Consider the following 11,647-nt stretch of genomic DNA (forward strand, 5'->3'; position numbering starts at 1 on the left):
CGTCTGGCACGTTACAAATGTGACCCTACGCGAGCGACCCGCATTAACGTGTGCGCTGCACAAATCAATGCTTTTCTGACGTCGGTGAAACGGCAGAATCACGCGACGGGGCGTTCTCTACTATAAAAGTTCAGTTAATGCCCAATGTTTCTGGCGCATTCGCAGCAATGTTCAGCGTGACCGCCCAGGCGGCGACATTCTGGCGCAGCTGCGCGGGATCGATCTTATCCAGCGTGTCGTCAGGCGTGTGGTGAATATCGAAATAGCGGGTCCCGTCCTGCTGCAGGTCGATCACCGGAATGCCGGCCTCGACCAGCGGTTCGATGTCCGATCCGCCATGCGCCTTGTCACGGCTCGGCACGATGCCCAGCGGCGCCAGCCCCTGCGCGATCCTGGCCGAAAGCGCTTCATGACCGGCGGGCAGGGTGAAGTCGACTTTCCACACCTTGTCGGCGCCGAAGTCCGATTCCAGCACCAGCGCATGCGGCTCCTTGCCATGGGCGGCATAATAGGCGCGGCCGCCATTGCCGCCCACTTCCTCGGCGCCGGCGAACAGGACGCGGATCGTGCGGCGCGGCGTGCCGGCCTTGGCCACCTGCAACGCGGCGGCGGCCACGATGCCACAGCCCGACGCATCGTCGATCGCGCCGGTGCCCTGGTCCCAGCTGTCGAGGTGACAGGCGGCGATAATGACGCCGGCCTTGGGATCGCTGCCGGAGATTTCGGCGATGACATTGCCCGACGGCTGGTCCTTGGCGGTCTTCGACACGGCGGTCAGGTGGACGCGGACCGGTTGGCCGCGCGACACGATGCGCGCCATCTGCTCGGCATCGGGTACGCTGACGGCCACGGCCGGGATCGGCGTCACGCCATCGGCCCACATCTGCACGCCGGTATGGGCAATGCGGTGATGATCGGTGCCGATCGACTTCACCAGGATCGCGATCGCGCCCTTCTTGGCGGCGATGCTGGGGCCCTGGCGGCGCGCGGCGCCATAATAGCCATAGCCCGACCCGTCCTGGGCGGCGACCATGTCATGGCTGACGAACACGATCTTGCCCTTCACCGCGCTGTCCGGCGCGGCCTGCAGGTCGGCGATGGTCGGGAAATAGGCGATTTCACCCTCGATCCCCTGGGCCGGGGTCGATCCGCTGTTGCCCAGCGCCGCGACGACCAGCTTCTGCGGGAAGGGGGCGATGATCGCCGCTTCGTCATGGACGCGTTCCCACAGCGGCATCTTATAGGGTTCGATGCGGACATTGGCGAAGCCCAATGCCTTGAGCTTGGCGGCGGCCCATTCGCGCCCGCGCGCTTCGAGCGGCGTGGCGGCCGGGCGCGGGCCGACTTCGGTCGTCAGCCCTTCGGTAATGTCCCAGGCGACATCATCCTTCAGGGCGGCTTCGCGAATCGCGGCGTCGCTGGCCGGAGCGGCCTGGACCAGAGCGGGAGTGAAGATGCTGCCAAGGAGCAGGGCGGCGAGCGGGCCCGATCGGATTTTCTGCATGGCTGAAGGCTTACTGAGACATACCCCATTTGCCAATGGCTTCCGCCTTCGCTAATTCGGCGCAAATTTTCCTGTCCATACCCTTTGGAGCTGCGCGAACCCATGTCCGCCTCATCGCAATATGCCTATGTCATGAAGAACATGACAAAGACCTTCCCCGGCGCGCCCAAACCGGTGTTGAACAACATCAATCTGCAATTCTATCGCGGGTCCAAGATCGGCATCGTCGGCCCGAACGGTGCGGGCAAGTCGACCCTGATCAAGATCATGGCCGGCATCGACACCGACATCAGCGGCGAAGCCTGGCCGGGCGAGAATGTCACCGTCGGCTATCTGCCCCAGGAGCCGCAGCTCGACCCGACCAAGAATGTGCTGGAAAACGTCAAGGACGGCGCCCGCGAGATGGCGGACAAGCTGGACCGCTTCAACGAGATCAGCATGATCATGGCCGATCCGCCGGAAGACGTCGATTTCGACGCGCTGATGGAGGAAATGGGCACGCTGCAGGAACAGATCGACGCCGCCGATGGCTGGACGCTCGACAACCAGCTCGAAATCGCGATGGAAGCGCTGCGCTGCCCGCCGTCGGACTGGTCGGTGGAAAGCCTGTCAGGCGGTGAAAAGCGCCGCATCGCGCTCACCCGCCTGCTGATCCAGAAGCCGGACATCCTGCTGCTCGACGAACCGACCAACCATCTTGACGCCGAAAGCGTCACCTGGCTGGAAAACCACCTCAAGGAATATGCCGGGTCGGTGCTGATGATCACCCACGACCGCTACTTCCTCGACAATGTCGTCGGCTGGATCCTGGAGCTCGATCGCGGGAAATATTTCCCCTATGAAGGTAACTACTCCACCTATCTGGAGAAGAAGGCCAAGCGCCTGGAGCAGGAAGACCGCGAGGCGACCGGCCGTCAGAAGGCGATCAACGACGAGCTGGAGTGGATTCGTCAGGGCCCCAAGGGCCGCCAGACCAAGTCCAAGGCGCGTATCGCCAAGTTCGAGCAGCTGGTTGCATCCCAGGAAAATCGTGCGCCCGGCAAGGCGCAGATCGTCATCCAGGTGCCTGAGCGCCTGGGCGGCAAGGTGATCGAGGCCAAGGGCATTTCCAAGGCCTATGGCGACAAGCTGCTGTTCGAGGATCTGTCCTTCATGCTGCCGCCCGGAGGCATCGTTGGCGTCATCGGTCCGAACGGCGCGGGTAAATCGACCCTGTTCCGTCTGATCACCGGTCAGGAAACCCCCGATTCGGGCGAGATCGACATCGGCTCGACCGTGCGTCTGGGCTATGTCGACCAGAGCCGCGACCATCTCGATCCGTCGAAGAATGTCTGGGAAGAAGTCTCGGACGGCCTCGATTACGTCAAGGTCAACGGCCATGACATGTCGACCCGTGCCTATGTCGGCGCCTTCAACTTCAAGGGCCAGGACCAGCAGAAGAATGTCGGCAAGCTGTCGGGTGGTGAGCGCAACCGCGTCCACATAGCCAAGATGCTGAAGCGCGGCGGCAACGTGCTGCTGCTCGACGAACCGACCAACGACCTTGACGTCGAAACGCTGGCGGCCCTGGAAGAGGCGATCGAGAATTTCGCCGGTTGCGCCGTGGTCATCAGCCATGACCGCTTCTTCCTCGACCGTCTGGCGACCCACATCCTCGCCTTCGAAGGCGACAGCCATGTCGAATGGTTCGAAGGCAATTTCGAGGCCTATGAGGAAGACAAGCGCCGTCGCCTGGGCGATGCCGCCGATCGTCCGACGCGCCTTGCCTATAAGAAGCTGACGCGCTGATCTGATCGGGAGGCTGGAAACGGCCTCTCGCTAAATGGCGTCAGAACAATGACTTGAAACGCCCGGTGCCCCTCGGGACACCGGGCGTTTTGTCGTTCCATCGCGCTGGCGGTAACGAAGTTGCAATATCTGCAACGCCGGTGCCGCCCTTCGCAATTGCGAAAGAACGCGCTGCGCTGCACATAGGAGAGGCCTTTCAGGCATCCTCTCCTAAAACTTATCAAGGCTGGCCTTTCGGGGCTGGCCCTTTTTTTGTCCTTCGAACGGGCGTTTTCAGGCAGGGCCAACTCACGCGGGAATCGGGCAGGTCGCGGCCGGCCGGGCCAACGCGGCATTCTTCAGGAAATCATGGTCCGTCAGCGCGTCGAGAAAGGCGAGCAGAGCAGGCATGTCGACATCGATCAGCATCGGCGCGGCGTGGCGGCGGATCGCCGATTCGATCGTCGGCGACTGGCCATCGTGCAGCCAGGGGCCAGTGACGGCGACATTGCGCAACGACGGCGTGCGGAACTGCTCGGGCGGCGGCTCGAAGCCCGGCGGCAGGGGCTTGCCGCCATAGGCCGCCGCATCGACCTCCTGCGGCGCAGCGGTGCCGACATAATGGGTCTTGCTGTCGGTGAAGTCCGGCCCGGAATGGCAGCTGCCACAGCCCGCTGCGGCAAATTGCCTGGCCCCACGCTGCGCCAGTGGCGACAATTTGCCGCGATCATGGGCGCTGCCGAAGGAGATCATCGTCCGCTGGAACGCCGCTAGAGCCGCGGTCACCCTTGCGAAGCCCAGGTCATCCGGTGCGTCGGGGAAGGCGGCCGCAAACATCCGGCGATAGCAGGGATCGGCGCCGATCCGCCGGGCCAGCCCGACATCGTCCTGCGCCAGCCCCATCTCGACCGGCTTGGTCCCGGTCATCGGCACCATCGCCTGCTGCTCCAGCGTCGAAAGGCCAGCCTCAGTCCAGGTCAGGCCGCTGCGCCACGCGACATTGGCAAGGCCGGGCACATTGCGCACGCCTATCTCGCCCATCACACCCCTATGGGTGGCCAGGCCATCGGCAAAGCCCTTCTCCTGCTGGTGGCAATCGGCGCAGGCCATGCTGTCATCGGCCGACAGGGTGCGATCATAAAAGAGCCGGCGGCCAAGCGCCACCTTGGCCGCGCTCATGCCGTTGTCGGACGGTATGGCGGGCGCTGCAACGCCAGCGGGCAGGGCAGGCCAGCGCCAGGCGGGGCGCGCAGCCCCTAGTCCCGTCGCCAGCAACGCCGCCCCGATGATCGCCGCTCCACCCACTCGCATCCGCTGTCCCCTTCCCCGCGCATGACGAACCAAGGCTGACCGATCCGCAGGCCGAGGTAAAGGGGGAGGGGGCGAGCGTACTCGATGGGAGTGGAGGATGATGGTCGTCGCCAGATGCTATTACTTCGGGCGACGTCGGAGGCTCTCTGTCGACCGAACGGCTGCTGAGGGTGGATAGCGGAATGTCGGCTATTGGGTATGTGGCAGCGCCTTGCTGACATGTCGCTATGAGCCAAGATCGTGTAACGCGAGAGCCAAAGATGGTGCCTTGATGATGGCGAAAGTCGCCACGCCGCTGCGCCAGAGGCGTTTTGGATACCCGGCCGGCGAAGGTGAGAAAGCCTCGAACCCGGCGACCTCGCAAAGGTGATTTTTCGGATCAGCGTCGATGACGGCGATGAGAATGTCGCCGTGGAGCGGATGTGGGTTCTCGTCAGTGAGCATATTGATGGCGGGTATATGGGTATGCTCGACAATGAACCCGGTGCCATCGCAGAGAACGATGAATTTTGGCTCGGAAAAGAGCTTCCATTTCCCGCGAGACGTGTCATCGATATCGAAGGAAAAGACGAGAAAGCTGTTGCACTTGCACGTCAGGAACCGCTTCGGCGTTGGTCGCCACAATAATTATATCCGATCTGCGAGAGCAAGGGCCGTGACTGACGTGGCGAATTGGTTGTCAGCTGTCAAAGCCCGACATCGTCATTGCTCGCTAGCCACTGCTCGATATCAGCGGCACTGCGGCCAGTCGGTCGGCCGACGTCAGGAACAATGTCTTGCGGTCCTCGCCGATACAGCAATTGGCGATCGCCTTGCCGGTGCGGATCTTGCCGAGCAGCCTGCCGTCGGGCGCGCAGACATGGACGCCGCCGGGGCCGGTGGCAAAGACGGTGCCGTCGGGCGCCGTCTTGATCCCGTCGGGCAGGCCCGGCTCGCCGGCCGCCAGTTCCTTGCCCATGTCGCGGAACAGGCGCTGCCCCGTGGGCAGGCCGTCCGCGCCCAGGCTGTAGGCCAGCACCTGCGGCCGCTTCTCGTCCGACAGTGCCAGATACAGCGTGCGGCCGTCGGGCGAGAGGGTGACGCCATTGGGCCGGCGATGGCTGCCGTCGATCAGCGTCACCGCGCCATCGGGCGTCAGCCGATAGAGGCCGTTGAAACCGATCTCGCGCAGCGATGACGTATCGCCATCGGTCAGGCCATAGGGCGGGTCGCTGAAATAGATGCTGCCATCGGCCGCGATGGTCAGGTCATTGGGGCTGTTGAAGCGCTTGCCCTGATAACGGTCGGCGAGGATGGTCCGCGCCTTGGTCTTGAGGTCCACGCGCACGATCGCGCGCGTGCCGCTGTCGGCGCCGACCAGATGGCCGTCCCTGTCGATCGCGATGCCGTTGAGGCCGGCTTCGCGTATCTCCTTGGGGATCGCGGTCTGCAGGCCCGAGGGCAAGAGGAAGGGCGAGACGCCATCCTTGCGGGTCCAGCGATAGACGATGTTGGAGGGCGGATCGCCGAACAGCAGCGCGTCGATCGGCGCGGCCCAGGTCGGCCCCTCGGCCCAGCGATAGCCCTGCGCCAATATCTCCACCTGCGCGCCGGGCGCGATGATGCGGTCCAGCGCCGGGTCGATCCGGTCGATCCGCGCGGCCGGCAGGTCGACGGCGTGGGCGAGCGCGTGGGTGAACGGCAGGGCGGCCATCCCGGCCAGCAGGGTGCGACGATCGATCATGCGGGCAGGCTAACCGAACGATGCTCCGCCGCCGAGCGATAGATCGCCTCGATTACGCGCAGGTCGGCCAGCCCCTCCTCGCCCGCGACGATCGGCGCGGTGCCGTTCGCGATACATTCGGGCAGATGGTCCAGCTGGGCGGCAAACTGGTTCTTCGCCGGCGCCGGCAGGCTGCGCGGCGCGGTTACGCCATCCTTGCGGATCATCATCGTCTGGCCGCTATATTGGGTCGCGGGTTCCATATCGATCCAGCCCTGGGTGCCGATCACCCGATAGCCATTATGGGCCGAGCTGTAGCTCGACACGCAATTGGCGATGATGCCCGACGGAAAGCGCAGCATGAAGTTTATCCGGTCCTCGACGGTGGCAAAGCGCGGATCGCTGCGGTCGGTGCTGGCGATGGCGCTGACCTCCACCGGCTCCTCGCCGGTCAGGTAGCGCGCGGCGTTAAGGCTGTAGATGCCGATGTCCATCATCGATCCGCCGCCCGACAGGGGCCTGTCGAGCCGCCATTGTCCGGCCTTGATCGGAAAGCCATGTTCGGCGGTGATGATCCGCGTCGGCCCGACATGGCCGCCGCGCGCCAGCTCGATCGCCAGTCTGTTATAAGGCTCGAAGCGTGAGCGATAGCCGATCATCAGCTTGCGGCCGGCCTTGGCGCAGGCGGCGATCATCGCCTGGCATTCGGCCACCGACACCGCCATCGGCTTCTCGCACATCACATGCTTGCCCGCCTGCGCGGCGCGGATGCTATATTCGGCATGCAGGCTGTTGGGCAGGACGATATAGACGATGTCGATATCGGGATTGTCGCGGATGCGGTCGAACTCGGCATAGCTGTAGCGATGCGTCTTGGGGATGCCGTACTGGTCGCCATATTGGACCAGCTTGGCCGGTGTGCCGCTGACCAGCGCGACCAGCTTCGCATGCTCGCAGCCGGCGAAATTGGGCATGATCTGCTGCGTGGCATAATAGCCCAGGCCGACAATGGCATAGCCCAGCTTGCGCTGTGGCGCGGCGCAGGCGGCGGTGCTGCCCATGCCGGCGAGCACCAGCCCGGCGCCGATGCCCCCCATCAACTCCCGTCGCGAACGATCCATGCGGCGTCTCCCGCCAAGAGGGCAATTTTCAGTCGGCGGCGCGGCTCAGCGCCGGACGCATCCAGCCGAAATGGCTGGCGGCGATGGCGACCTGGGTGCGGTTGCGGACGTTGAGCTTGCGCATCAGCGCGGTCATATGGACCTTCACCGTCGCCTCGGCCATGCCCAGCTCATAGGCGATCTGCTTGTTGAGCAGGCCGGAATGGACGCAGCGCATCACCTTCATCTGGGTCGGCGTGAGATGTGGGGCTTCGGGGACCATCTGGTCCTGGCGATCGAGAATGTGCAGATCCTGCATCCTGCCTCTCCCTGTGATTGATCCGCGTTGGGGCCTGGTTCGGCCCAGGATTCGTTAGCGCTAACGATAATGGAATCAGTCAGACAGGTTCAAGCGAAAATTTGCAATATTCGGGAAATAACCTAGCGCATGGCCGAAATGCGGCTATAACCTGTCTAACAGATTTTCGGGATTCGCCCTGCGGATGACCGGCTACGCATAGGAAAGAGAGGGTGGGGATGGCGTTACCATATCGTCGATCGGTGCCATGTGGCCGGGCGTTCAGCCAGGGCGGACTACAGGGAGGCATGATCCGATGACCCCCGCCGACTATCGCCTGCTGATCGCCGCCGTCATCGGCATCGCCCTTTCCATCGCCCTCATCATCCGCGGCCGGCTCCATCCCTTTGTCGGCCTGCTGTGCGGCGCCTTCACCGTCGGCCTGATCGCCGGCCTGCCGATGGAGGAAACTGCCAAGGCGGTCGAAAAGGGCGCGGGCACCATATTGGGCGGCACCGGCCTGGTCGTGGCGCTGGGCCTGGGCCTCGGCGCGATGCTGCAATTGTCGGACGGCGCCGGCGGCCTTGCGCGCTCGGCGCTGCGCATCTCCGGCGTGAAGGGGGCGCCCTGGGCCAGCCTGTTCACCGCCATCGTCATCGGCCTGCCGCTCTTCTTCGAGACCGGCCTCGTCCTGCTGCTGCCGATCGTCGCGTCGGCCGCCGCCGCGCTGCCCGCCGGGCAGAATGGCGATACCGCCAAGCTCAAGCTGATGCTGCCCGCGCTGTCGGGCCTGTCGGTCGTCCATGCGCTGGTGCCGCCGCATCCCGGGCCACTGCTCGCGGTCAATGCGCTCGGCGCCAATCTTGGCCTCACCCTTCTCTATGGCCTGATCGTCGGCATCCCGACCGCGATCATCGCCGGCCCCGTGCTGGCCCGCTTCACCGCTCCCGGCGTGAAATTGAACCCGCCCTTGCTCGATCCGGTGAAGGTCGATGTCGCCACCCCCTCGGTCGGCCGCGCGCTCGCCGCCGTGCTGCTGCCGGTGGTGCTGATCGCTGCGGGGCAGGCGGTGGCGCTGCTGCCGGCGTCGGTCGCGCCGCATTTCCACTGGCTCGGCTGGGTCAGCGACCCGGTCGTCGCGCTGCTGATCGCGGTGCTGGTGGCGCTGCCTTTGCTGTTCGGCCGCCGCATCACCGACGCGAAGATCCAGAACGCGATCTGGACCGAGGCGATGGTCCCGGCCGGCGGCATCATCCTGGCGATCGGCGCGGGCGGCGCGCTCAAGCAGGTGCTGGTGACGGCCGGGCTTTCCGATCTGCTGGTCCGCTTTGCCGCCGGCGGCGCGATCTCGCCGATCCTGCTCGCCTGGGGCGTGTCGGTCTGCATCCGCCTCGCCACCGGTTCGGCCACCGTCGCCACCATCACCACCGCCGGCGTGATGCAGGGCCTCGTCGCGGCCTCAGGCGTGGAGCCGGAATGGATGGTGCTGGCGATCGGCGCGGGCTCGCTCTTCTTCTCCCACGTCAATGATCCCGGCTTCTGGCTGGTCAAATCCTATCTCGGTACCGACATGCCGGGCACGTTCAAGACCTGGTCGATCATGGAAACCGTGGTCGCGGTGGTCGGCCTGCTGCTGGTGCTCGTCGCCAGCAGCATCTTCTGACCAGGGCGCTGCTGACGCTTGTCGTCAGCAGCCTCTCATGACTAGGAGGCACAGGATGTTGCCCAGCGATCCACAGGTGCGCCGATGAACCAGGCCCGATTGTCCGACCATGCCTATGCCGGCATTGTCGAGATCATCAACGACCAGGATCTAGCCGTCGGGGACCGCCTGCCGTCGGAGGCGGCGCTGGCGGAGCGGTTCGGCGTCTCCCGCGCGATCGTGCGCGAGGCGCTGGTCCGCCTCGCCTCGGACGGCATTACCGAGGCGCGCCGGGGTGCCGGCTCCTTCGTGAAAAGCCGCCCGTCGCAGCGCCTCGCCGCCTTCATGCCGGCGACCGAACTGCCGGCGACGCTCGGCAGCTATGAGGTGCGCTTCGTGCTGGAGGCGGAGGCCGCGCGCCTCGCCGCCACCCGCCGCAGCCCGATCGAAATGGCCCATGTCGAGGAGGGGATGGAGATGCTGCGCACCGCCCTGCTGTCGAGCGAGCCGGCCCATGCCGAGGATATGGAACTGCACCGCCGCATTGCCGAGGCGACCGGCAACCCGGCCTTCCTGATCGCCTTCGACGCGCTCCATGCCGATGTCGACAAGGTGATGCGCGCCGGCGTCGACATCAGCCGATCGCGCCCGCCCGAGGTGATCGCGACGATGCTGCGCGAACATGAACAGATCGTCGCCGCCATCCGCGCCCAGGATTCCGAAGGCGCGGCGCTGGCGATGCGCTGGCATCTGTGGGAAGGGCGGCGACGGCTGATGCCGTGAGGGTGGGCGGATAGCGGGCCTCTACCCTCGCCTGCTCGGAGGAAGAGAGTTTGCGACATTCGCTGAGGTGGCGGCGTTGGGTAGATAGCGAAAGGACGGTGTTGGAGTTAAACAGCTGAATTAACGCTCATTGCGCTATCGTCTGCTCCGATAAGCTGTAGTTATGGAGATAGACGAGCTACGCGGATGCTTGGTAACCATCTTGGCTGTTGAAGAGCGAGAAGCTACTGACTGGGTTGAAGTGGAGCGGCTGCCTATCGAGCTTCTGCGGGAACTGCCAATCGACGCCACGCCAGAAGCTGTTCATCGCTACCTTGATGACGCGGATATTCGCTCCCGTAAAAGCGCATGCGCAGCACATTAGAGGCAGGAGGTGCGTCGATACGTCGATTTCGGAGAGTGTGATGACAGCATTCCTGGTCCTTGGTAGGGATGTGCTCTATTCCTTCCGGCTGGCGCAGGCATTGTTCAATGGTTGTTGCTGTAGTGACGTGAATGTCTGCAAGTGATGGATAGTGTTGAAGAAGTCGGTGATTGTCAGTTTCTGACGTTGGGGTGAAATCGGTTCCCGGTGTCACGCTGGGGCAATGGCCGACTGGATCGGGATGAGTTTCGCGAGCTTGCGTAGGTTCTGGGCTGTGGCTGCGAGGTGGAACTCATCTTTTGCGCCATTTGGTCCTCGTAGGCGCAAGCGATCGAGCTTCAGGATACGCTTGAGATGGGCGAACAGCATTCTCGACCTTCTTTCGCTCACGCCGGAATGTGACATAGGCGTCGGTCTGGGACCGATCCCTCGCCAGATCGCGCGCGCCTTCATGGACTGATCGCATCACCTTGCGCGCGGGATGGCCGGGACAGCATTTGGGCTTGAGGGCGCAGGATTGGCAGTCGTGCTGACTGGCGCGGTAGCGCATGAAGCTATCCTTATCGACGCCGGGCCGTGGGCTGGCATAGTTCCTGCAGTGCTTGCCGCTGGGACAGGCATAGAGATCGTTCCGGTGGTCATAGCGGAACGCGGTGCGCTGGAAGCTGTCGGTCCTGCGGCTTGCATGGTTGAGGAGGCTCGATGCCGCGTTCATAGACGAGCCAGGCAAGATTAGCCGCATCGCCATAGCCGGTATCGGCAGCTAACCGCTGGGGCCAGATGCCGAAGCGCTCCTGTGTCCTGTCGATCATCGTTCGCTGCGCCGTTACCTCAGCCTGACGGATCGCGGTGCTGGCCTCCACATCTACGATCACGGCATTAGCCAGATCGATGAGGTAGTTGGTACTGTAGGCGAAGAAAGCCTGCCCACCATGGGCACCCGTCCAGCGTGCTGCCGGATCAGCCGGCCACAGATATTTGGGCGTGACGGGCGACGCCCTCCGAACGCAGCTTCGTCGAGCACCTCCAGATACTTACTCCCGAACAGCATGATTGATGATATCCGGCGGTAGCCCCTCTGCGACGGGAACGCCGCACTGGCGATTGGCGTCGGCCTTGATCAGACTGGCGTCCACAGCAAAGCCTTCGCCATCAACCAGTTCTTCCTGGATGCAG

General features: G+C 64.2%; 9 protein-coding genes and 1 pseudogene. 3 read left to right on the forward strand and 7 right to left on the reverse strand.

The window, feature by feature from the left end; all coding sequences use genetic code 11:
* Positions 1-130: 130 nt before the first annotated feature.
* Entirely contained in the window at positions 131-1,504 is a 1,374-nt protein-coding gene (locus ACUCV3_RS09135) for a M20/M25/M40 family metallo-hydrolase (protein WP_279731388.1), read from the reverse strand.
* Positions 1,505-1,606: 102 nt separating this feature from the next.
* On the opposite strand from ACUCV3_RS09135, the gene ettA reads away from it, so the two are divergent.
* Complete coding sequence (ettA, locus tag ACUCV3_RS09140) at positions 1,607-3,292, forward strand: energy-dependent translational throttle protein EttA (protein ID WP_048936676.1); 1,686 nt, start codon at positions 1,607-1,609, stop codon at positions 3,290-3,292.
* 288 nt (positions 3,293-3,580) lie between these two features.
* Here ettA and ACUCV3_RS09145 read toward each other — a convergent pair whose 3' ends face one another.
* The 5 genes from ACUCV3_RS09145 to ACUCV3_RS09165 all read right to left on the reverse strand — a co-directional run bounded on the left by ACUCV3_RS09145 (position 3,581) and on the right by ACUCV3_RS09165 (position 7,703).
* Positions 3,581-4,582: a cytochrome-c peroxidase gene (locus tag ACUCV3_RS09145; RefSeq protein WP_048936507.1), complete on the reverse strand. Its 1,002-nt coding sequence runs from the start codon at positions 4,580-4,582 to the stop codon at positions 3,581-3,583.
* A 225-nt stretch (positions 4,583-4,807) separates the two neighbouring features.
* Positions 4,808-5,206 carry a hypothetical protein gene (locus tag ACUCV3_RS09150; protein ID WP_482240581.1) on the reverse strand — a complete coding sequence of 133 codons (399 nt, stop codon included), beginning with the start codon at positions 5,204-5,206 and terminating at the stop codon, positions 4,808-4,810.
* 88 nt (positions 5,207-5,294) lie between these two features.
* Positions 5,295-6,305, reverse strand: coding sequence for an SMP-30/gluconolactonase/LRE family protein (locus tag ACUCV3_RS09155; protein WP_279731390.1), 1,011 nt, complete (start codon positions 6,303-6,305; stop codon positions 5,295-5,297).
* Entirely contained in the window at positions 6,302-7,405 is a 1,104-nt protein-coding gene (locus ACUCV3_RS09160) for a Gfo/Idh/MocA family protein (protein WP_279731391.1), read from the reverse strand. The genes ACUCV3_RS09155 and ACUCV3_RS09160 overlap by 4 nt, the downstream gene beginning before the upstream one ends.
* Before the next feature lie 28 nt (positions 7,406-7,433).
* Positions 7,434-7,703 (reverse strand): helix-turn-helix domain-containing protein, encoded by a 270-nt coding sequence (locus tag ACUCV3_RS09165; protein WP_004211034.1) that lies wholly within the window; start codon positions 7,701-7,703, stop codon positions 7,434-7,436.
* Positions 7,704-7,998: 295 nt separating this feature from the next.
* Between ACUCV3_RS09165 and ACUCV3_RS09170 the strand changes: the two genes are divergently transcribed.
* Positions 7,999-9,345, forward strand: a complete 1,347-nt coding sequence (locus ACUCV3_RS09170; protein WP_279776263.1) for a GntT/GntP/DsdX family permease — start codon at positions 7,999-8,001, stop codon at positions 9,343-9,345.
* Positions 9,346-9,429: 84 nt separating this feature from the next.
* Positions 9,430-10,107 (forward strand): FadR/GntR family transcriptional regulator, encoded by a 678-nt coding sequence (locus tag ACUCV3_RS09175; RefSeq protein ID WP_279729219.1) that lies wholly within the window; start codon positions 9,430-9,432, stop codon positions 10,105-10,107.
* Positions 10,108-10,681: 574 nt separating this feature from the next.
* Here the strand turns inward: ACUCV3_RS09175 and ACUCV3_RS09180 are convergent.
* Positions 10,682-11,647 (reverse strand): annotated as a pseudogene (locus ACUCV3_RS09180) (transposase); the annotation flags it as partial.

The sequence above is a fragment of the Sphingobium sp. VMM genome (genome assembly GCF_056790315.1).

Bases quoted from the DNA above. Each gene is read 5' to 3' on its own strand.
- ACUCV3_RS09135 (WP_279731388.1), bottom strand. From the start codon at position 1,504: ATGCAGAAAATCCGATCGGGCCCGCTCGCCGCCCTGCTCCTTGGCAGC.
- ettA (WP_048936676.1), top strand. From the start codon at position 1,607: ATGTCCGCCTCATCGCAATATGCCTATGTCATGAAGAACATGACAAAG.
- ACUCV3_RS09145 (WP_048936507.1), bottom strand. From the start codon at position 4,582: ATGCGAGTGGGTGGAGCGGCGATCATCGGGGCGGCGTTGCTGGCGACG.
- ACUCV3_RS09155 (WP_279731390.1), bottom strand. From the start codon at position 6,305: ATGATCGATCGTCGCACCCTGCTGGCCGGGATGGCCGCCCTGCCGTTC.
- ACUCV3_RS09160 (WP_279731391.1), bottom strand. From the start codon at position 7,405: ATGGATCGTTCGCGACGGGAGTTGATGGGGGGCATCGGCGCCGGGCTG.
- ACUCV3_RS09165 (WP_004211034.1), bottom strand. From the start codon at position 7,703: ATGCAGGATCTGCACATTCTCGATCGCCAGGACCAGATGGTCCCCGAA.
- ACUCV3_RS09170 (WP_279776263.1), top strand. From the start codon at position 7,999: ATGACCCCCGCCGACTATCGCCTGCTGATCGCCGCCGTCATCGGCATC.
- ACUCV3_RS09175 (WP_279729219.1), top strand. From the start codon at position 9,430: ATGAACCAGGCCCGATTGTCCGACCATGCCTATGCCGGCATTGTCGAG.